This is a genomic window from Polyangiaceae bacterium (assembly GCA_020633235.1).
GTDB lineage: Bacteria > Myxococcota_A > Polyangia > Polyangiales > Polyangiaceae > JACKEA01.
The window spans coordinates 508,998-528,297 of the sequence record JACKEA010000004.1; the positions used below are offsets into that span (position 1 = coordinate 508,998).

Genomic DNA, 19,300 nt, shown 5'->3' on the forward strand with positions numbered 1-19,300 from the left:
TACATCAGTCTATGGGGGTGCTGCGTCGAGATTTCCTGCTGGGGGTTGCGCTGTCCACCGCTGCCGCGCCGGCGCGGGGAGACGACGAACCGCTCGTCGAGCACGACCTCGTGCTCGACGGGAAGTACGCGCGCCGGGCGCGCGTGTACCTGCCGCGGCGGCCGGCGAAGACCGGCACTTGGCCGCTGCTCGTGCTGCTTCACGGCCTGGGCGAGACCGGCAATGAGCAGCTCGGGATCCGCGCCTGGGGAGAGCTCTACGGCTTGAAGTCCGCGTATGGGCGCCTCGTACATCCACCCATCTCCAAGACCCTGCCCAAGCGCTCCTACCTCACCGACGAGCATCTCGCGCGGCTGAACGCATCCCTGTCCAAGCGGCCGTTCCAGGACGTGGCCGTCGCCTGCCCGGTGACGCCGAACCCCTACAAGCTGCAGCCGGCGGCGCGGACCTTGGATGAGTACGCGGAATGGCTCGAGCACGCGCTCTTGCCTGCGGTTCGCAAGCTCGGGCCCATCACCGCGGAACCGCGCAGGACCGGCCTCGACGGCTGTTCCCTCGGCGGCTACGTGGGCGTCGAGGTGTTTCTGCGCAAGCCGCAGCTGTTCGGCTCCTTCGGTGGCGTGCAGTCGGCGTTCGGCGTGCCGATGGCACTGCAGTACGCCGAGCGCATGGCGCAGGCCATCCGTCGCGTGGGCCCGCGGGCGGTTCGCGTGGGAAGTTCCACGGAGGATCCGTACCGCCGCGCGAACGAAGCGCTGTCCCAGCGCCTGACGGAGCTCCAGGTGCCGCACGTGCTCAGCGTGCTACCCGGCCCCCATAATCAGCCGTGGCTGCGCGAGGTCGGCACGCTCGACATGCTCCTGTGGCACGCGCGGCAGCTCCGTTAGGTTTCCACCCGCCCGCCGAAGCGGACGTAGAGCGCGGGGAGCGCCAGCAGCGTCACCAGGGACGCCGTCACCAGGCCGCCGATCACGACCGTTGCCAGGGGGCGCTGGACCTCTGCGCCAGTGCCCGTGGCCAGCGCCATGGGGACGAAGCCGAGGGCGGCGACGAGGGCCGTTGCCATGACCGGACGGACGCGGTCCTTGGCGGCGTTCAGCACCGCCGCTCGCGTCTCTTCTCCTTGTTGTTGGCGATTTTGGACCGACGCCAAGAGCACCACGCCGTTCAGGGTGGCCACGCCGAACAGCGCCAAGAATCCGACCGCGGCGCTGATGGAGAGATCGAGCCCACGGAGCGACAGCGCGAAGAAGCCGCCGGTGGCCGCCGCCGGGACGTTCACGAAGATGAGCAGCGCCGGGCGAATCGAGCCGAACGCCAAGTACAGCAGCACCAGGATCACCGCCAAGGTGAGCGGCACCACGATGGCCAGCCGGGCGCCAGCGCGCGCCAGGTTCTCGTACTCGCCGCCGTACTCGACGTAGTAGCCCGGTGGCATCTTTACCTGGGCGATGCGGGCTTGGAGCTCGTGGACGAAGCTCGCCAGGTCGCGGCCGCGAACGTTGGCTTCCAGCAGCACGCGCCGGCGTCCTTGCTCTCGGCTCACCTGCGCTGGTCCGTCGCTCGTGGACACCCGCACCACGTCGCCCAGCCGCACCCATCGCCCGTCCGACAGCGGGATGCGCGCAGCCTGAATCGGGCCGTCGTCCGCGACCGGGGGCTGGGACATTCGCAGCATCACGTCGAAGCGCCGCTGTCCGTCGATGAGCCGCCCCACGGGGCGCCCCACTCGGAGCGCCTGCACCCACTCGAGAAGCTCCGGAGAGCGGACGCCGAGCCGTCCCAGGGCCTGTGTGTCCGGCTGCAGGGTGAGCATGGAGAGGCCACTCATCGGTTCGATGCGCACGTCCGCGGCGCCGGGGGTGGAGGAGATCACCCGCGACACCTGCTGCGCCAGGCGTTTCAGCGTGGGCAGGTCGTCGCCGAAGATCTTCACACCGACGTCCGCCTTCACGCCGCCGATCAGCTCCTGCACGCGCATCTCGATGGGCTGTGTGAACCCGAAGGCGGACCCGGGCAGGGCCTTCGAGAGCTCCGGTTCGAACGCCGCGGCGAAGCCGGAAGCGTCCTTCGCGGTGGTCCACTCCGAGCGAGGCTTCAGGATCACGAACACGTCGCTCTGCTCCGGCCCCATCACGTCCGTCGCCACGTCCGGGCTGCCCGTGCGGGACACGACGCGTACCACCTCGGGGAACTTCTCGAGAGCCTTCTCGACCGCCGTCGTCCCCCGAGCCGCCTCGTTGATGGATACGCTGGGGGGCCGCGTCACCTGAATTGCGACGTCGCCTTCTTCCAGTCGTGGCACGAACTCCGCGCCGCTGGTGACGGCGACCAACGCGCCCGCCGTCACCAGGGCGGTGACGCCGCCGGCCGCTAGCTTCCAGCGATTCACCAGCGCGTGGAGCACGGGGGCGTAGGCTCGTTGCATCCAACGCACCAAGCGAGGCTCTTCGTGGCTCGCCTTGGTCAGCACCAGGCCTCCCACCGCCGGCACCCAGGTGAAGGTGAGCACCAGGGCCGTGCCCAAGGCAAACAGCACCGTGAGGGCCATGGGGCGGAACATCTTGCCCTCCATGCCCTCGAGCAACAGCACGGGGACGTACACGATGGCGATGATCAACACGGCCATCGTGACGGCGCGTCCCATCTCTCCGGCCACGCGTCCCATGGCCTGTTTGCCCGTGAGCTCCCGGGCGGCCATGGCCGCCAGTGCTCCTTCCACCACCACTACGGAGCCATCCACCACCAAGCCGAAGTCGATGGCGCCCAGACTGAGCAAGTTCCCGCTCACGCCGAACCAGTTCATCAGCGTGAACGCGCCCAGCATGCTGAGCGGGATCACCGACGCCACGAGCAGCCCCGCCCGTAGATTGCCGAGCATGAGCAAGAGCACGATGGCCACGATCACGCCGCCTTCGAGCAGGTTCTTGCGTACGGTGTGGAGCACCTCGTCGACGAACGACGCGCGATCGTAGAACGGCTCGATCACGACGCCTTCGGGCAAGCTCTTCTCGATCTCCGCCAGGCGCTCCTTCACTCGGCTGACCACGTCGTGGGCGTTCCCGCCGGCGATCATCTGCACCATGGTGTAGACCGTCTCGCCCTGGCCGTCCGCGGTGGCAGCGGCGAAGCGCGGCGCGGAACCGTCCACCACGTCCGCCACGTCCTTCACCAGCACCACTCGCGTCACCCCTTGGCCGCTGCGCGTGGTCACGACCTGTTGCCCGACGTCTTCGGGTTCGTGGTACGCGGCCTGCGCGCGCACGAAGGTGCCCTCTTCGCTCCGCTCGATGAACCCCGCGCTCACGTTCTCGCCGGCACCCAGCACGGCCTCTTCCACCATCACCGGCGTGACGCCTGCGCTCAGGAGCTCCTTCTCCCGCAGGCGCACTTCCACCTGCCGCGTGTCGCCGCCCCAGGAGTTCACCTCCACCACGCCGGGGACCGAGCGCAGGCGATAGGCCACGTCCCAGTCGAGCAGTGTGCGCGCTTCGCGGAGCGTGTGCCCCGGCCAACGCAGCGTGAAGTGATACACCTCGCCCAAGCTGGTGGTCAGGGGGCCGAGCTGAGGCCGCCCGGCGCTCGGCGGGATGGCTTCCCGCGCCGTCGGCAACCGCTGGGCGACGAGCTGGCGCGCGTGCGCCAGGTCCATGCTGTCTTCGAACACCAGTGTCACGGCGCTCACGCCGGAGCGGGACACCGAGCGAATCCGCGACACGTGAGGAATGCCGGTCATCGCCAGCTCCACCGGCTGCGTCACCAAGCGCTCCACCTCCACCGGTGAGAGCCCGGGCGCGCTGGTGAGCACCTGGACCTGCACGTTGGTCAGATCCGGCACGGCGTCTATGGGCAGGTCGCGGTAGCTGCGCACGCCCACGATCACGAGGGCCAGCGTGCCCAGCACCGTGAGCAGCGGGTACTTGATGACGAGGCGAGCGAGATTGCCGATCATCACTCGAGCTCCGCGCGCAGGAGCTCTCCCTTGAGCAGCAGCGCGCCTCGGATCACCACGGTGGCGTCCGGCTTCACTCCGTCGTCCAGGTACACCCGAGGCCCCGCGTAGCGAGCGACCCGCACGGCGTGCGCTCGGAACCCATCGCCCTCCTTCACGAATACCGTCGGGACGTCGTCGACGCTCACCACGGCGTCTCGTGGCACGCTGACCAGCTTCTTGTCGTCGGCGCCGTCTCGCTCGATGGCCACGTCCACGAACGCGCCCTCGATCAGCTCCGGGCACTCACCCGGCTTGATCCGAAACGGGACCGTGCGCGTGGACGGATTCACGCTCGGCGCGTGGGCGCCCACCACGCCGCTGCAGGCGCCGCCGCCGGTCGCCGGGGTCAGCGTCGCGCTCACGCCTTCGCGCACCGCGCTGGCGTCCGCCTCGGCGACGTCTGCGCGGACCTCGAGGCGAGTGGTGTCCACCACGCGAAACATCGCGGCCGTCGCTTCCACGGGGGCCCCCACGGCGCCGTCCACCATCACGACGCTGCCGGCGATCGGCGCCTTCAGCACCAGCCGCGCCCCGTGCGCCGCCCCGTAGCTCGAAAGCAGCGTGCGCGCGGCGCTCTCGTCCGCCTTGGCCGTGCTCACGGCGCTCTGGGCATCGGACAGCGCGCGCTCGCTCGTGGCCTTCTCCGCGATCAGCGCCTTTTCCTGCGCGAGCACGCGCTCGGCGTGGACGCGTCGCGCCCGTGCTCGTGCCAGATCCGATGCCACGCGGGCGACCTCGCCGGCCTCCAGTACCGCGAGAGTGTCGCCCTTCTTCACGACGTCACCGCGGCGGACCGACAAACTCTTGATGCGAGCGGTGATCGGCGAAGTCACCTCCGCCATGGCGTCCGGCGGCGCTTCCACCTGTCCCGTTGCCATCAGTACGTCTCGCACGGGGCGAAGCGCCGCCTTGTCCGTTGCGATGCGACCGGACGTGATGAGCGACGAGTCCACGCGGACCACGCGGGTTGCCTCCGCAGCGGGAGCATTGGCTTCTGGGGCCGGCTCGCCGCGGGAGCACGCGGTCAGGGCCAGCACGATGATCATCCATCTCATTGCTTCGCTCCTTGGAGCTGCCAGGGATCGCGGCCCACGATGCGGGCCAGGTGAATGTCGGCACGCCGCACGTCCGCGGCGGCCTCCGCCCAACGTTCTTCGGACAGCAAGAGCTCGCGGCGCGCGGCCAGCACCGCGCTGAGATCCACGCTGCCGGCTTGGTATTGGCTCTTGGTCTGGCGCAGTGCTTCTCGTGCGGGCGCGATGGCGCCGTCGCGCAGCGCATTGCGGAGCTCTCGCGAATGCTCGCGCTCTTCCAGCGCCAGACGCACGTCGCGCTCCAGCAGCGCGCGCGCCGCTTTGACCTCCGCGTGGGCCATCATTGCTTCGGAGCGGGCGCGCGCCGTCTCCACGGCGGCGGGGTTCACCACCGGCAGGGGGAACGACACGCGTCCGAGCAAGAGCCAGTCTCCCGTGGCCTCCCGCGTGACCTGCGGCCCGATGGCGATGAACGGCTTGCCGCCGGCCTCGGTGAGATCCGCAGCGCGGGCCGAGCGCACGGCCCGAGCCTCCGCTGCGGCCACGTCGGGCTGACCGCGGCGCACCCAGCTGAGGACCCGCGTGCGATCGAGGGCGCCATCCCGTGCGTCCAGGGGGCCGACGGGCTCCGCGGAAACGCCGATCAACGTGCGCAGATCCGCGTCTGCCACGAAGCCCCGTCCGCGGGCGTCGAGCATGTCGGCCTTGGCGCGCCCCACGAGCGCCTGCGCCATGCTCTGCTCCGAAGGCGGGACGCTGCCGGCGCGCACGCGCGCCGCGGCGATGCGCGCGATTTCCTGAGCGTCGGTCAGCGACTCCTTACGGATACGCACTAGCTCTCGGGCCAGCCGCGCGTCGACCCAGGCCAGCGCTGCCTGTGTCTTCGCGTCCCGCTGCCCCACGGCGAGCTGAGCCCGCGCTTCCATTTCCAGAGCCTGCGCGTAGCTCTTGCGGGCACCGCCGTAGCCCCCGAGGGACAGGTCTTGCCAGAGCCCCACGCTGGCATCGACGCCGACCTCCTTGGGTTGGCCATGCCAGCGCGGTCCTACGTCCACTTCCAGGCGGGGCGGGGTGGCGAGGGCGGTGTCCGCCGCCGACCGGACTCCCCGAGCCCCAGCCACCGCGGCGCGCTTCGGCCCCAGGGTCGGAGCATGCCGTTCCGCACGGCGCATGGCGTCCGCCAAGGTCACGCGCACGGGCTCCGCCCCGGCGGTGGACGCGACCATCACCACCGCCAGCGCCAAGAGAAGACGGGCCATGCCCGTGTTGCCAGCAATCCACATGCCCCGCGGTGTTTGAGTGACGCAGCGTGATTTTGCCATCCAACAGATGACGCATCCGCGAAATTTCGCGGGAAATTCCCGCATGGAACGCAACCCTTTCGCGCGCCCGGCGCATGTGAGAAGCAGAGGCGCGGAATGCTGGCTGAACGCTTTGTCCAGGTCACGGAAGGAGGCGGCTCCCGCCTCGCCATCGAAGACGACGTCGAGGCCGTCTCCTTCGCGGAGCTCGGCCGGCGAGCCGAGCGCGTGGCCGGGGCCCTGGCGGCCCAAGGCCTGGCCGGTGCTCGGGTAGCGATGTTGGTGACCCAGGGGTCCCGCTGGCTGGAGGCCTTCTTCGGCATCGTCCTGGCGGGCGGCAGCGCCGTGCCCCTCTCCCCCCTCCATCCGGAGACGGAGCAGCGTTGGTTCGTGGAGGCTTCCAAGAGCCGCGCGATCATCGTCAGTCACGAGCTCGCCCCCCGCGTGGAGCCGTACTGCCAGGGACTCCCGGTGCTCGACGTGGAGCAGCTCCGGACACACGCCAGCGGGCCGCGCCGGGAGCATGGGGACGACGACGTCGCCGTCATCCTCTACACCAGCGGCACGACCGGCAAGCCCAAGGGCGCCCTCATCACCCACGCAAACCTCGCCCAGCTGGCGGATCTCGTCGGCAGCGCCTGGCGCTGGAGCGAAGACGACGTGCTCTTGCACTGCTTGCCGCTGCATCATCTCCACGGCCTCGGCATCGCGCTGTTCGTGTCGCTGCTGGCCGGCGGTACCACGCGCATGATCGAAAAGTTCGACGCGCCGCGGCTGTGGGACGAGATGCCTCGCGCCACCGTGCTGATGGGCGTGCCCACCATGCACAAGAAGCTGCTCGACGCTCTGGATTCCGCTCCGGAAGAGCAGGCCACGCGCTGGCGCACCGGTGCCGGCCACCTGCGCCTCGTCACCAGTGGGTCCGCCGCGTTGCCCGTCACCGTGGGGGAGCGCTGGCGGGAGCTCACCGGTCACTACCCGCTGGAGCGCTTCGGCATGACCGAGATCGGCGTCGGCTGCTCCAATCCCATCGACGGTCCGCGCGTGCCGGGAAGCTGCGGCCCGCCGTTGCCGGGCATGGACATTCGCATCGTGGGGGAAGACGGCAAGGACGTGGCGCCCGGTGAGCCCGGAGAGATCTGGATCCGCGGGCCTTCGGTGTTCGCCGGCTACGACGAAAACCCCGAGGCCACGCGCGCCGCCTTCGTGGACGGCTGGTTTCTGAGCGGCGATACCGCCACCTTCGTCGAAGGCGGCTACGTCAAGATCCTCGGACGCACGTCCGTCGACATCCTGAAGAGCGGTGGCTACAAGCTGTCCGCCCTCGAGATCGAGGAAGTGCTGCGCCAGCACGAGGCCATCGCGGACGTCGCCGTCGTCGGCTTGCCCGACGAAACCTGGGGCGAAATCGCGGTAGCCGCCGTGCTCCTGCGACCCGGTCAGCGCGTCGAAGAAGAAGCCGTGCGCAGCTGGGCCAAGGAACGCATCGCCGCTTACAAGGTGCCCAAGCGCGTCGTGGTGCTCGACGACTTCCCGCGCAACCCCGTCGGCAAAGTGGTCAAACCGGAGCTCACCAAACTGCTCGCTTCCGATTGATTGTTGCTGCGCCGCGGAACCACCGTGAACGCACGGCACACGTGCGGCACCTTCGGGCTACGCTTCGGCTTCGGTTTCGAAGACCAGCGGTTTTCGCTAATCTCCGCGCCCCATCCCACCCCAATCGAGGAGCCGAAACATGGGAGTCTTCGATCTGCTCGCGAAGTACGACTACGGCGAGCTTCATCTCGAGCGCGACGCCGCCAGCGGTCTGCGCGCCATCATCGCCATCCACGACACGCGCCTGGGGCCCTCCCTCGGCGGTTGCCGTTTCATTCACTACGACGACGAAGAGAGCGCCATCGTCGATGCGCTGCGTCTCGCTCGCGGCATGACCTTCAAGGCGGCCATCACCGGCCTCTCTCTGGGCGGCGGCAAGTCCGTGATCATGCGCCCCAAAGCGGAGTTCGATCGCTCGGCGCTGTTCCGCGCCTTCGGCAAGTTCGTCGACGACCTCGGGGGGCACTACATCACCGCCGAGGACAGCGGCACCAGCATCGAGGACATGGAGATCATCCGCACCATGACCCAGCACGTGACGGGTGCGAAGCCGGAGCACGGCGGCAGCGGGGATCCGAGCCCGTTCACCGCGCTCGGCGTTCGGCGCGGCATCGAGGCGTGCGTGGCGTTCACCATGAATCGCAAGTCCATCGAAGGCCTGCACGTGGCCGTGCAGGGCGTCGGGCACGTCGGTTACCACTTGTGCAAGGAGCTTCACGAGCTCGGCGCCAAGCTCACCGTCGCGGACGTGGACCCACTGAAGGCGGAGCGCGCCGAGCGCGAGCTGGGGGCGGAGGTGGTGCCGTTGGATCGCATCTTCTCCGTGGAGTGCGACGTGCTGGCCCCCTGCGCGCTGGGCAGCGCGCTCAACGACGACACCATCCCCAAGCTCGCCTGCAAGATCGTGGCGGGGGCCGCGAACAACCAGCTCGCGGAGCCCCGCCACGGGGATGATCTGATGCAGCGTGGGGTCTTGTATGCGCCCGACTACGCCATCAATGCCGGTGGTCTCATCAACGTGGCGACGGAGATCGACGGCTACGACGCGGAGAAATCCCGCGCCAAGGTCATGAAGATCTACGACACCATTTTCGAGATCGCCGACCGTGCGCAGAAGGCCATGAAGCCCACTTACGTCATCGCCGATACGATGGCGCAGGAGCGTTTGGCGCAGGCGAATTGACGCGAGCACCGGCGAGGCGTGTGGAAGAGCCGTTGCCGTTCACCTTCCGCACGCTGAGCCGCATGCGCTTGCGCTTGCGCCACAGGGTGGAGTCGTCGATGCCGAGCTCCGCGGCGGCCGCCTCGAAGCTACGCGAGCGAGACAGCACGCGCTCGATGTGCTCCCGCTCGATCTCGTCCAGCGAGAAGTGGCCGCCCAAGAACGGCACCTTGCGCTCGGGCGTCACGATGCGCTCGGAGAGGTCGCTCGCCTCGAGCACCTGACCGGAGCACAGCACCAACGCCCGGGAGAGCTCGTTCTCGAGCTCGCGCACATTGCCCGGCCAGCGATGGGCGAGCAGCGCGCTCTTGGCGCTCTCCCCGAGCTTGCGGGGCTCGCTGCCCTCCGCGCGGGCCTTCTGCACCAAGATGTGCTCGGCCAAGCGCAAGATGTCCTCGGACCGCTCGCGCAGCGAGGGGATGCGCACGTCCACTACGCCCAGGCGGTAATAGAGGTCCAGGCGGAAGCGCCCCGCGGCCACGTCGGCTTCCAGATCGCGGTTGGTGGCCGCCACGATGCGCACGTTGGAGCGCCGCGTGCGGCTCTCCCCCAGGCGCTCGAAGGAGTGATCCTGCAGGAAGCGCAGGAGCTGCACCTGGAGGCCCGGGGAAAGATCGCCGATCTCGTCGAGGAACAGCGTGCCGCCATCGGCGGTCTCCACGCGGCCCACGCGATCCCTCACCGCGCCGGTGAAGGCGCCGCGAGCGTGACCGAAGAGCTCCGCCGCGAGCAGGTGCTCCGGCAACGCGGGGCAGCTCACCTCCACGAAGGGACCCGCGGCGCGGGGGCTCAAGCGATGCAGCTCCGCGGCCAGCAGGCTCTTGCCGGTCCCGCTTTCGCCGCGGATCAACACCGGCGCGTCGCTCTTGGCGCTCTTCAGCACCACGTCCACGGCGGAGCGCATGCTGGGCGACGCGGACTCGAGCATCGCCGCCGCCTCCACCTGCTGCTCCACCTGCGCCGCGGCGGCGCCGTGGTTCTTGATCTTGCCCATGCCCGCGGGCGTGAGCGGCACCGACAGACAATCACGCGCGCCGCGCTGGCCTGCGCGGAACGCGAGGTCGGTGTCGCGCTCCGAGAGGAGCACGAGCACGCGCCAACCGGCGCTGGTCAGCTTGTGCACCAGGCCCAAGCCGGGCTCGGGGTCCTCCACGCCCAGGTTCACCAGGGCCAGGGAAGGCGCGTGGGTCTCGGCCAACGCCGCCGCGCGGGCGACGCCGTGGGCAGCAGTGAAGGAGATGGTCGGGAAGTTCTGTTCGAGATTCTCTTGTTCGTCGGCATCGACGTCGACGAGGAGCGCCATTGGGCGCGGAAGCGGAACTGAAGTGGAGTCGGTCATTTGGATTCTCTGAGTCTTGGGAGGTCGCCCAGGGCGACAGCGGAATGAGGAGAGGCCAACGAAAGTCGGCCCAAAACGCGAACGGCCGCGCGGGAGCGCGGTCACACCCGCAAGCTGCGGGCGGATTCGTCGTTTCTACTCAGGCCGCTGGGGGCGCCCGCGCCTGCGCGGGACCCAGCTCGAGAGTGCGCGGTGCAACCGTGCCGCGCTCTGCAATACGCAGGTGCTGAACCAGTGGCGTGCGGGGCAGCCACAGCTCGCTGGTCGGTGCCGCCAGCGTATCCAGCAACGTGTCGAGGCACTCGCGCTCTTCCGGTGTGATGAGCGTGAGCGGTCCGACGCTGGCGGATGCCACCGCAGCCTTGGCTTCGTGCGGCATCACCGGCGGCGGCGCAGACTCGCCCCACACCGCGCCAAGCAGCGCGGTGAGCATCGTGACGAGCACGACCCAGCTCAGAACCGGACGGTGAGACAAGGGCGAGGGGAAAGATGCTCCCCTCCCTCGGCGCTGGCAAGCGGCTTGCTAGGCGTGGGCCCGATGGGAAGCTTCAGCGCCGTTCACTGGCTGGTCGTGATCGTGGTCTGTCTGCTGGTTTTTGGCCCCAAACGCCTGGGCGAGGCCGGCCAGGGGTTGGGGGACGCAATCCGCAACTTCAAGAAGGGACTGGCGGAATCGGACGCCGAAGACGCGCCTCCCCCCCGGCAAATTCGCGGATCTAGGAACCGCCGCTGAGGGCGCCGTAGAGGATCAAACCGAGCAACGGCAAGAGCAGCCAGAGCAGGGGAACCAGCGGGCTCGAGAGCTTTTCTTGTTCAGGAGCCGGCTGCGGGGTCTTCTTCGACATGGCCGCTCGCCCGTGCACACGCTGGGCCATCACGCCGGCCGCACGTTCCTCGCGGATCATGGAACTGCACTGCCCGCCATTTGCAGCGCTTTCGCTTCGGTGGTCTCGCACAATGCGGTGCTAAGTTGCTCGCGTGATCCAACGTGGAGCTCGTCGCTTGCTGGGCACCGCAGCCGCCGTGGTGGATCGCGCGGCGACCCTCGCAGCGGGCTCGGCGCGACGGCGCAAGCCCAGTCGTTCCGAGCGTCTCGGCCACGGCCAGCGGCTGGAGGCGCTCTCGCAGATCGCGGATCTCTATCGCGACGCCGCGGACTTCTATCGTGCGCCTCGCGTCATCGAGCCCGTGGAGCGCCTGCACGAGTGGTCCGCCGGCGGCCGCCGTGTCGTGGATGTCGCATGGCCCAGCGAGGAGCCCACGTACTTGCCGGAGCTCTCCGATCGCTACGCGGGCTTCCGGGAAAACCGCGTCGCCGCCGCGCGTCTGTTCCTCGCGCCCGAGCCGCGCCCGCTGTGCATCCTCATCCACGGCTATTTGGGCGGCGCCTACGCCTTCGAGCAGCGGGTTTGGCCCATCGACTGGCTCTCCCGCATCGGTCTGGACGTGGCGCTGTTCGTGCTGCCGTTTCACGGCGTGCGCGCCGACCCGAGCCGCTCGGGGGTGCCTCCGTTTCCCAGCAGCGACCCGCGCTTCACCAACGAGGGCTTTCGGCAGGCGATGCACGATCTCGGCGACCTCAGCCACTGGCTTCGCCGGCGCGGTCACCCCGCCGTGGGCGTGATGGGCATGAGCCTGGGCGGTTACTCCACGGCGCTCTCCGCCACCCTGGACTCCGAGCTCGCCTTCGCCGTGCCCATCATCCCCCTCGCGTCCTTGGCGGACTTCGCGCGGGACCAAGGTCGCCTGGGCCGCTCCGCTCGGGAGACGGACGCGCAGCACCGCGCGCTTTCGGCCGCGCACCGCGTGGTGAGCCCCCTCGCGCGCGCCCCCGTGCTCCCGCCGGAGCGCGTGTTGGTGATCGGCGCCCGCGCGGATCGCATCACCCCGGTGGAGCACGCTCGCCGCTTGGCGCACCATTTCAATGCGCCCATCGAGGCGTGGCATGGCGGACACTTGCTGCAGCTGGGTCGCGCCGACAAATTCCGTCGCATCGGTCGGCTGCTCGACGAGCTGGGCCTCACCCGTCGCTGATCACGCCCCAGCGCTCCTTCTTCGATCATGTCGGTCCGCCGCGGAACCGGCGCGGCGGCGCGAACGGAGCTGCGCTCGAGTTTCCGTCGCGTCGCTCGTCCCGCGACGGCGGACGCGCGCTGTTTCCGCGCCGGCCCGACAAAATCAAAGGAGCTTTCGCGGAGTCCGGGGACGGCTTTACGCGGCGGCGGGTTTGAGCAAGGCTCCCGCGCTCGAAGGTTCAGGCAATGAGTGACGAACGGCGACAAGCTCCTCGACATCACGCCTACGTGGGTGCGGAGATCGATTTGGGGGACGGTCCGGTGCGCAGCGCCATCACCCACGACGGCAGCGCTTCCGGTCTCTTGCTGCTGACCCGGGCGCGGCTCGAGGTGGGGCAGGAAGTGACCATCAACTGCTTTTTGGGTGAGGGAAAGCCCACCGTGGTGCGCGGCAAGGTGGTGCGGCAGGAGCCGCTGGGGCCGGAAGAGAACAGCCTGTGGCGCTCCAAGGTGGCCGTGGAGATGGCCGAGCCGAACGCCGATCTGGCCAAGCACTTCGAGAAGGTGAGCGCGCGGCAGGCGGTCACCTACGGCAAGGACTGACGCTCACTCGTCGTCGGAGCGGGGCGCGGCGAGGCTCACGCCCTCCGCGCGGGCGCAGCGCGGGTTGTCGAGCACGACGGTGACGCCTTTGTTGCTGGGCACCAGGCGGTTCCAAAGCTTGGTGACCGCGGTTTGGCCCGTGAACACATCCACGTGCTTGCCCTTCACCTTCATGCCGCGGTCCTGCGCGATGAAGCAGCCGTCGTGGAAGGACGACTGCTCCGGATCCCGCGGCACTCCGTCGAACTCCGGGATGTAGATGGCCGTTCCCAGCGGGATCACGCTGGTGTCCACCGCCACGCTGAGCAGCGGCGTGATGGCCTTGCCGGTGGCACCGCGGCCCCAGGGGAACTGGGTCTTGTCGAGCTCGTCGAAACAGATCTTCTGCCCCGTGCGCGGGCACACCTCGGCGCACTCGCAGTCGCGCTTGGCGAAGCTCACGGTGGAGCCGCTCGAGAGCGTCCCGCTGCCCTGCACGCATACCGCTTCGAAGAAGCCCCGCGGCACTTCGGCGATGGTCTTGCAGCGCGGGTTCTTGAGCGACACCCTGGCACCCTTGAACTCCGACTCCCCGGGGAAGTCGTAATAGGTGTTGCGGAAGGTGCCGAGCACCTTGCCCACGATCTTCTTCTGGGACGGCGGCACCTTGCCGAGGGGAGGCCGCTCGGACAGCGTCTGCGTGCGGGGCGCCGCGGAGCCGGGCTTGGGAACGCTCGTGCGCTGGGCGCCGGTAGGCTCGGCGAAGGCGCGATCCCACTCTTCGTCGCCGTCGGTGTCCTCCCCTGGCAGCGGCTCCGCCATCCACGCCGAGCCGGCGGTGGCGCAGCCAGAGGCAGAGGCGAGCAGCGCGAGGGCGAGCACTCTGAACAGCGGTGACTTCATGCGTCCTCCGCCGGAGGCTCACCCGTCTCGCCGTTCTGGGCAAGATCCCGCACCCGCTGGCGCGCCTGATCCGGGTCGCAGCGGCCTCCGGAATCTCGCGTCACCAAGGGTCGGAGGCTCTCCGTGTGACGGATCCAATGCTCGCGCACTCGCTCGGGAACGCCCATCTCTCGCAGGGTGTCGTCCAAGATCTTCAAGCGACGCATGAACTGTCCGCCCATGATCGGATGTGGCGCGTGGGCCTCGCGGATGGGCTTGCCGGTGTAGGCCACGCCCGCTCCCAAATGCTTCGCGGCGAATTCGTATTCCTTCTCCTTGATGCGCTCGCGGCTGGCATTTCGGAAGAAGAAGCCGATCATCATGTCGTCGAAAATGCGGTCGACGAAGCGATCGATGACGCGGCGGAGCGCTGGCTCTCCGCCGAGCTCCGAGAACAGGCTCTCCTCGCTCATTCGCCGGAAACTTAGTCTCAACCCCCGCCCTCGCCCGAAATTTCCTACTTTTCTGGCAAAGCTCGGGCGTCCGCGCTAGCCCTGGGCCCCATGCGCTTGTCTCGCTGGCTGGCCGTGGTCCTCGCGGTGTTCGTGGGTGTGGCTCTGTTGAGCTCGCCGGAGGCCGCCGATGCGGCCAAGAAGTCGCACGATAAGAAGCACCACAAGAAGAGCGCCAAGAGCACCGCCAAGCCGAAGCGCGAGCGCTCCGAGGAGCCCGCGAAGAAGAAGAAGTTCCGCGGCGTGTGTCGCTTGCAGCGCGCCAAGACGTTCCTCGAGCGCGATCACTTCGTGCGCCACGGGCAGCTGCAACCGCTCCGGCATCAAAAGGCGCTCAAGTGGCGCATCGAGCACTACGGTCGCATTCCCGGAGTGCCCTTCGAGAAGCTGAACCCCACGTCGGCCTTCTCCCACGCCAAGCAAGTGCGCTTCATGGGCTTGCCCATTCAGATCCACGAGGACATCGCGCCGGCCCTCGCGTGCGTGGAAAAGCGAATCAAGAAGACCTGCAACAAGAAGGGCCGCAAGTACGTGCCACGCGCCATCGGCGGCTTTCGTCAGGCCAACACGTACCGCGGCGGCGAGGTCTCCAACCATCTCTTCGGCATTGCCGTGGACATCGATCCCAATCGCAATCCGTGCTGCGGTTGCGTGGATCCGTGGCCCACGCACCCCGCGTGCAAGAAGGACACGAAGCGCGTGATCGAGAAGGCGGAGCTCACCCAGTGCTGGGTGGACGCCTTCGAGCGCTACGGCTTCTACTGGCTCGGCAAGGACTCGCTACAAGACACCATGCACTTCGAGTTCCTCGGCGATCCGGATCGCATCATTCCGTAGCTCGCGCCGAACCAACAAGATTGCCCGGCTGCTCTTGTTGGTCCGCCGCGGAACCTCGATTCCCGGCCGGCGGCACAAATAAGCCCAAATAATCCGGTGCGAATTACACCGATGCCTCCCCGAGCCGGAGGAGGATCATGAGAATTTTCGCTACCGCAATCATTTCGACCATCGCTTTCATTTGCGCCGCGGGCTGTGCCTCGGCCGACCCCGATGGAGGCTTCCAAGATCCCGTCGCGACGGGAGACCCGGCCACGAGCGACGACGTGAACGCCGCCGACGACGGTGATGGTCAGCTCGGCGAAAGCGCGGAAGAGCTGAGCTCTTGTCAGACGCTCCAGACCATCAAGTGCAACGGCGGACAGCCGGGATCGCTGACGGCGTTCAAGAAGGTGTGCAACGACTACTGTTGGTATCGAGGGTGGCCGTCGTGCTCCCACACGTGGACCAAATGTCCAGCGGTCGCTGACGGCATCATTCCCATCGTGAAGCAGTATGGCTACGGCGGGCAGTGCCGTTGCAGGGTGTCCTGGAGCGGCGTGCAGTGAGAAGATGTCCAGGGTTGCCGGCGCGGTCGGCAGCCCTGGAATGTCCGTAGATCTTCGCGTAGGGCCGGCATTTGCTTGCGGTTCGAAGCGGGCAATGTCACTTCTGATCGCATGGCAGGAGCCGGTGGCGCGCCTCTGCGACGAATGACTCCGACTGCCACGCCCGTCGTGCGTGTCAATCACGCGCCGGTCACGCCAGAGTGGGTATCGTGCTGTGGAGCGGACCGCACGCTCGATGACTTGCTCGAGGCAAAGGCCGCAGGTCTGCCCATTTCGGAGGCGCAGCTCGAACAGGTCCTGAGTGCCACCAAGGACGACGCCCGACGCGCGCGGGGCTTGCTCGAGCTGGCGCGGCTTCTGGCAGGGCGAGGGCGAGCCGCAAGCGCGCTCGCTTGTTACCAGCGTGCAGCGACCGTTGCGCGTAGCGAAGGCCTGGCGGCTCTCGCGGTGCACGCGGACGTTCGCGCTGAGACCAAGCGGGCCCAGTTGAGCTTGCCAATCCACGGATTGGGCCGGGCGTCGCGAGAAGCGAGCGAGCTGGGCGATCGCCGACTCATCGCGCTGGTGCGGGACTGCGAGGCGGAAATCTACTGCCACCAGCAACGCCCCTTGGCGACCCTTCGAGCGGCCAAGCAAGCCCTCGTGGAGTACGAAGCCATCGGCGCGGTGGCGGAGGCCGCCGCTGTGCTGTGCGGCGTGAGCTTGGCGTACGTGGAGCTCGACGCTCTGGACCAGGCAGATCTCTGGCTGGAGCAGCTGCTGGCGGAGCTTCCCGAGAGCGAGGTGCGCACCCGTGCTTACGGCGTCTTCGGAGCTGCGCGCGTTCACATGGCGCGCGCCCGATGGGACGACGCCAGCACCACCCTGACCACCAGCGCCGCACTGGCACAGGCCGCAGCGGACAGCTACCTGCACGCCCACATCAGCTATTGGGAAGGCGAGCTTCGCCTTGCGGAGCTTCGCTACGGCCAGGCGAGCGTATGCTTTCGTCGTGCAGCTCGCTTGGCTGCCGAGCTCGGCGATTTCGAGCTCGCCGCCTTGGCTCGGGCCGCTGCGGCCATCGGGGATCAGCTCGATGGCGATGCCGAAGGGGCGTCAGCGCTGATGCGCGCCGCGCTTCCACCCGCGACTGCGTCGCTCCCCACCTTGGGCGTGCTCCGGCTGCGCAAGGCCCAGCTCGAGCTGCTCGAGGCCGGGCGCGAGATCGCGGAGCTCGGCGAGACGGCGGCGCAGTGGCTCGGACCGGAAGGTCGTCCCTTGGCTCGATCCTCGGCAAGCTTTCGCTTTGCCAGCAATCTGGTCGTCGCCCGCCCCAACCGGGCCGTGGCGGCCAGTTTGCTGCGGGTGGCCCAAGACTTCGGCTCCGTGTGCATGGACGGGAACACCGCGACCATCAACGGCCCGAAGCTGCGCGCGCTGCTCGCGGCGCTCTGTCAGCAGCGGCTGGAAGCACCGGCGGCTTGGCTCTCGTACGACGAGCTCGCAGACGCCCTGTGGGGCAAGGAGCGCATCAGCCGCTCGTCACGCGACAACCGCCTGCGCGTCTTGGTGTCGCGCCTTCGGCAGCTTGCCCTCGGCAGCGAGCTCCAAGGCTCAGCGCAGGGCTTTCGGCTGGCGCCGACCCGAGTGCTGATTGTCGGCTGAGCTCTTCAGTTCCCGTGCGTCATGGCGCGGGCGCGGGCCTCGGGATTCGAGGGATCGAGCTCCACGGCTTTCTTGTAGGCCGCGGTAGCGCCAGCCTTGTCACCGGATCTCGAGAGCACGTCACCGACGTACACCTGACGGGTGGCGGATGGGTCGACCTTTGCGGCGCGGCGGGCCCACACCAGCGCGGCGTCGAACTTGTCCTGTTTCACCAGGGCGCCGGCCACGCCTTGGGCGGCGTTCGCGTTGGTGGGCGATAGCGCGAAGGCGCGACGGTAGAAGCGCTCTTCCGTCAGGTACTCGCGGCGCCGCGCAGCGCGCTCCGCCAGCTGCATCTGCGCTTTGGTGAGGCTCGCCCGCGCAGGCTCGTCGTTGGGGTCCACGCCGGAGCCACGCATCAAGGGCTCTCGGGCATCGGAGAGGTCGCCGTTCATCGCGAGGGCGTCGCCCAGCGCCAAGAGGGCGCCGCGATCTTCCGGCGCGATGCGCAGCGCCGCGCGGGCGGCGTCCGCCGCGGCGCGGCCGTCGCGGCGCATCACCAGCACGCGCGCGAGCTCCACGTTGGCCGCGAGGTTTCGCGGATCGAAGGCGACGGCGCGGCAGTAGCCCCGCTCGGCCTCGTCGAGATCTCCCCGCACCAAGCCTTTGCGACCCGCGCGGAGCTGCGCATAGGCCGCGCCCGGGTACACCCCGGCGGGAGCCGGCTCTCCGCCCAGCAGCGCGCCGCAGGTGGGCGCCACCTCGCGGGGCTCGTGGTCGAACACCTTGGCCGTCTTGGCCGGCGCGGCGGTCGGCTTCGCCGAGGGCGCCAGTGTATGGCTTTTGCGGTCCGCTGCATGACAAGAAGGTGTGCGCGTCGGATTTTGTCCGACGCGGAGTCGGATCGTGGCGCGCGGCTGAGCGCATCGCCTGGTGAGCGCTGCTCCGAATCATGCAGGCGCTACGGGTTGGCCAACGAGGCGTTGCCCGCACAGAGCCAGGGTGGTAGTGGTAGAGCGTGGGGTTAACGGGGAGGATCATGAAGTTGCTCGGCGCCATCCTGGCGGGAGCGCTCGCCGCATGCGGATCCCGCACGAAAGTGCTCGAGCCGCCACCTTCGCCGCCTGGCATTGATGCCGGCGCAGTGGATGCAGCGGCGAGCGATCGGCCCCACGGTTGGCTTTCGGCGGCGGACTCGACGTACAAGAATCTTCCGAGGACGGGAAAATGCCTCAAGGCAGTTGGCTGTCCGTTCAAGCCGGCGCCACTTCCCCTGTGTCCGGCGAATACCAAGACTACCCCGCTCCAAGAAGCCATTGACGTTTTCGTTCCTGCGAGCACGTCGATAACGGTGTCGACTCGGATCTGGTTCGAGCCACCGACCGAGAAGACGCTTGCAGGTTGCGTGGCAGAGGCGTGCTGCACCGTGTTGGTCGGCAAGTTCTTCTTCGCGGACAACGCAAACTTGGTTTCCAGCGTGGATCAACGTGCCTTTCCTTGGAACGATCAGTATCCAGACGCCTTTGCCTGGATAGGCGACGTGACAGGGCGCTGTGCTGGTATCGACGTCCAGGACGGACAGCCCATCGTCGTCACGGGAGAGCTCGTGCATCCCAGTGGTGGCGGCGCTTTTGAAATCCTCGCGCCAGAGCTATGTGTACTGGAAGGAGAGCAGTGATGGCTGGTTGGTTTGGGGCAAGCTTGTCGTCACCATCGTGGTTGTTCGCTGCTGCGGTCCTGGCCGCGTGCAACTCGAATCCAGCGGCCGATCGTCCGCTTCGAGCATCAAGCCGACCGATCATGAATGGGACCCTT

The 19,300-nt window shown here is 68.4% G+C and carries 18 protein-coding genes; 10 read left to right on the forward strand and 8 right to left on the reverse strand.

Annotated elements, in window-relative coordinates; translation table 11 throughout:
- Nucleotides 1–17: 17 nt before the first annotated feature.
- On the forward strand, nucleotides 18–887 hold the full coding sequence (locus H6717_23705) for a hypothetical protein (protein ID MCB9580053.1): 870 nt from the start codon (nucleotides 18–20) through the stop codon (nucleotides 885–887).
- Here the strand turns inward: H6717_23705 and H6717_23710 are convergent.
- The 3 genes from H6717_23710 to H6717_23720 are packed head-to-tail and all read right to left on the reverse strand — an operon-like array spanning nucleotide 884 to nucleotide 6,287.
- A complete protein-coding gene (locus H6717_23710) occupies nucleotides 884–3,952 on the reverse strand; it encodes an efflux RND transporter permease subunit (GenBank protein ID MCB9580054.1) in 3,069 nt (1,022 codons plus the stop codon). The two genes, H6717_23705 and H6717_23710, sit on opposite strands and share 4 nt — an antisense overlap.
- On the reverse strand, nucleotides 3,952–5,049 hold the full coding sequence (locus tag H6717_23715; protein ID MCB9580055.1) for an efflux RND transporter periplasmic adaptor subunit: 1,098 nt from the start codon (nucleotides 5,047–5,049) through the stop codon (nucleotides 3,952–3,954). Before H6717_23715 ends, H6717_23710 begins: the two co-directional genes overlap by 1 nt.
- Complete coding sequence (locus tag H6717_23720; GenBank protein MCB9580056.1) at nucleotides 5,046–6,287, reverse strand: TolC family protein; 1,242 nt, start codon at nucleotides 6,285–6,287, stop codon at nucleotides 5,046–5,048. Before H6717_23720 ends, H6717_23715 begins: the two co-directional genes overlap by 4 nt.
- Before the next feature lie 159 nt (nucleotides 6,288–6,446).
- Between H6717_23720 and H6717_23725 the strand changes: the two genes are divergently transcribed.
- Together H6717_23725 and H6717_23730 are read left to right on the forward strand one after the other, a co-directional pair.
- Nucleotides 6,447–7,925, forward strand: coding sequence for an AMP-binding protein (locus H6717_23725; GenBank protein ID MCB9580057.1), 1,479 nt, complete (start codon nucleotides 6,447–6,449; stop codon nucleotides 7,923–7,925).
- A gap of 139 nt (nucleotides 7,926–8,064) precedes the next feature.
- Nucleotides 8,065–9,108 (forward strand): Glu/Leu/Phe/Val dehydrogenase, encoded by a 1,044-nt coding sequence (locus H6717_23730; GenBank protein ID MCB9580058.1) that lies wholly within the window; start codon nucleotides 8,065–8,067, stop codon nucleotides 9,106–9,108.
- Here the strand turns inward: H6717_23730 and H6717_23735 are convergent.
- Both H6717_23735 and H6717_23740 read right to left on the reverse strand, forming a co-directional pair.
- Entirely contained in the window at nucleotides 9,062–10,450 is a 1,389-nt protein-coding gene (locus tag H6717_23735) for a sigma 54-interacting transcriptional regulator (GenBank protein MCB9580059.1), read from the reverse strand. The genes H6717_23730 and H6717_23735 overlap by 47 nt on opposite strands.
- 175 nt (nucleotides 10,451–10,625) lie before the next feature.
- Nucleotides 10,626–10,961 (reverse strand): hypothetical protein, encoded by a 336-nt coding sequence (locus H6717_23740; protein MCB9580060.1) that lies wholly within the window; start codon nucleotides 10,959–10,961, stop codon nucleotides 10,626–10,628.
- A 63-nt stretch (nucleotides 10,962–11,024) separates the two neighbouring features.
- Here H6717_23740 and tatA point away from each other — a divergent pair, with 63 nt between their 5' ends.
- The 3 genes from tatA to H6717_23755 all read left to right on the forward strand — a co-directional run bounded on the left by tatA (nucleotide 11,025) and on the right by H6717_23755 (nucleotide 13,104).
- Nucleotides 11,025–11,219 (forward strand): twin-arginine translocase TatA/TatE family subunit, encoded by a 195-nt coding sequence (tatA, locus tag H6717_23745; GenBank protein ID MCB9580061.1) that lies wholly within the window; start codon nucleotides 11,025–11,027, stop codon nucleotides 11,217–11,219.
- 245 nt (nucleotides 11,220–11,464) lie between these two features.
- Nucleotides 11,465–12,520 (forward strand): hypothetical protein, encoded by a 1,056-nt coding sequence (locus H6717_23750; protein ID MCB9580062.1) that lies wholly within the window; start codon nucleotides 11,465–11,467, stop codon nucleotides 12,518–12,520.
- Between the two features lie 227 nt (nucleotides 12,521–12,747).
- Nucleotides 12,748–13,104, forward strand: coding sequence for a PilZ domain-containing protein (locus H6717_23755; protein MCB9580063.1), 357 nt, complete (start codon nucleotides 12,748–12,750; stop codon nucleotides 13,102–13,104).
- 3 nt (nucleotides 13,105–13,107) lie between these two features.
- On the opposite strand, the gene H6717_23760 is transcribed toward H6717_23755, so the two are convergent.
- Both H6717_23760 and H6717_23765 read right to left on the reverse strand, forming a co-directional pair.
- On the reverse strand, nucleotides 13,108–13,986 hold the full coding sequence (locus H6717_23760; GenBank protein ID MCB9580064.1) for a hypothetical protein: 879 nt from the start codon (nucleotides 13,984–13,986) through the stop codon (nucleotides 13,108–13,110).
- A complete protein-coding gene (locus H6717_23765) occupies nucleotides 13,983–14,438 on the reverse strand; it encodes a group 1 truncated hemoglobin (protein MCB9580065.1) in 456 nt (151 codons plus the stop codon). The genes H6717_23760 and H6717_23765 overlap by 4 nt, the downstream gene beginning before the upstream one ends.
- Nucleotides 14,439–14,528: 90 nt before the next feature.
- On the opposite strand from H6717_23765, the gene H6717_23770 reads away from it, so the two are divergent.
- From H6717_23770 to H6717_23780, 3 genes are all read left to right on the forward strand, one after another.
- Nucleotides 14,529–15,314 (forward strand): M15 family metallopeptidase, encoded by a 786-nt coding sequence (locus H6717_23770; protein ID MCB9580066.1) that lies wholly within the window; start codon nucleotides 14,529–14,531, stop codon nucleotides 15,312–15,314.
- Between the two features lie 137 nt (nucleotides 15,315–15,451).
- Nucleotides 15,452–15,862, forward strand: coding sequence for a hypothetical protein (locus H6717_23775; protein MCB9580067.1), 411 nt, complete (start codon nucleotides 15,452–15,454; stop codon nucleotides 15,860–15,862).
- Nucleotides 15,863–16,006: 144 nt separating this feature from the next.
- A complete protein-coding gene (locus tag H6717_23780) occupies nucleotides 16,007–17,506 on the forward strand; it encodes a helix-turn-helix domain-containing protein (GenBank protein ID MCB9580068.1) in 1,500 nt (499 codons plus the stop codon).
- 5 nt (nucleotides 17,507–17,511) lie between these two features.
- Here the strand turns inward: H6717_23780 and H6717_23785 are convergent, their stop codons facing one another.
- Nucleotides 17,512–18,270 carry a tetratricopeptide repeat protein gene (locus H6717_23785; GenBank protein MCB9580069.1) on the reverse strand — a complete coding sequence of 253 codons (759 nt, stop codon included), beginning with the start codon at nucleotides 18,268–18,270 and terminating at the stop codon, nucleotides 17,512–17,514.
- A 566-nt stretch (nucleotides 18,271–18,836) separates the two neighbouring features.
- On the opposite strand from H6717_23785, the gene H6717_23790 reads away from it, so the two are divergent.
- A complete protein-coding gene (locus H6717_23790) occupies nucleotides 18,837–19,163 on the forward strand; it encodes a hypothetical protein (protein ID MCB9580070.1) in 327 nt (108 codons plus the stop codon).
- Nucleotides 19,164–19,300 lie beyond the last annotated feature (137 nt).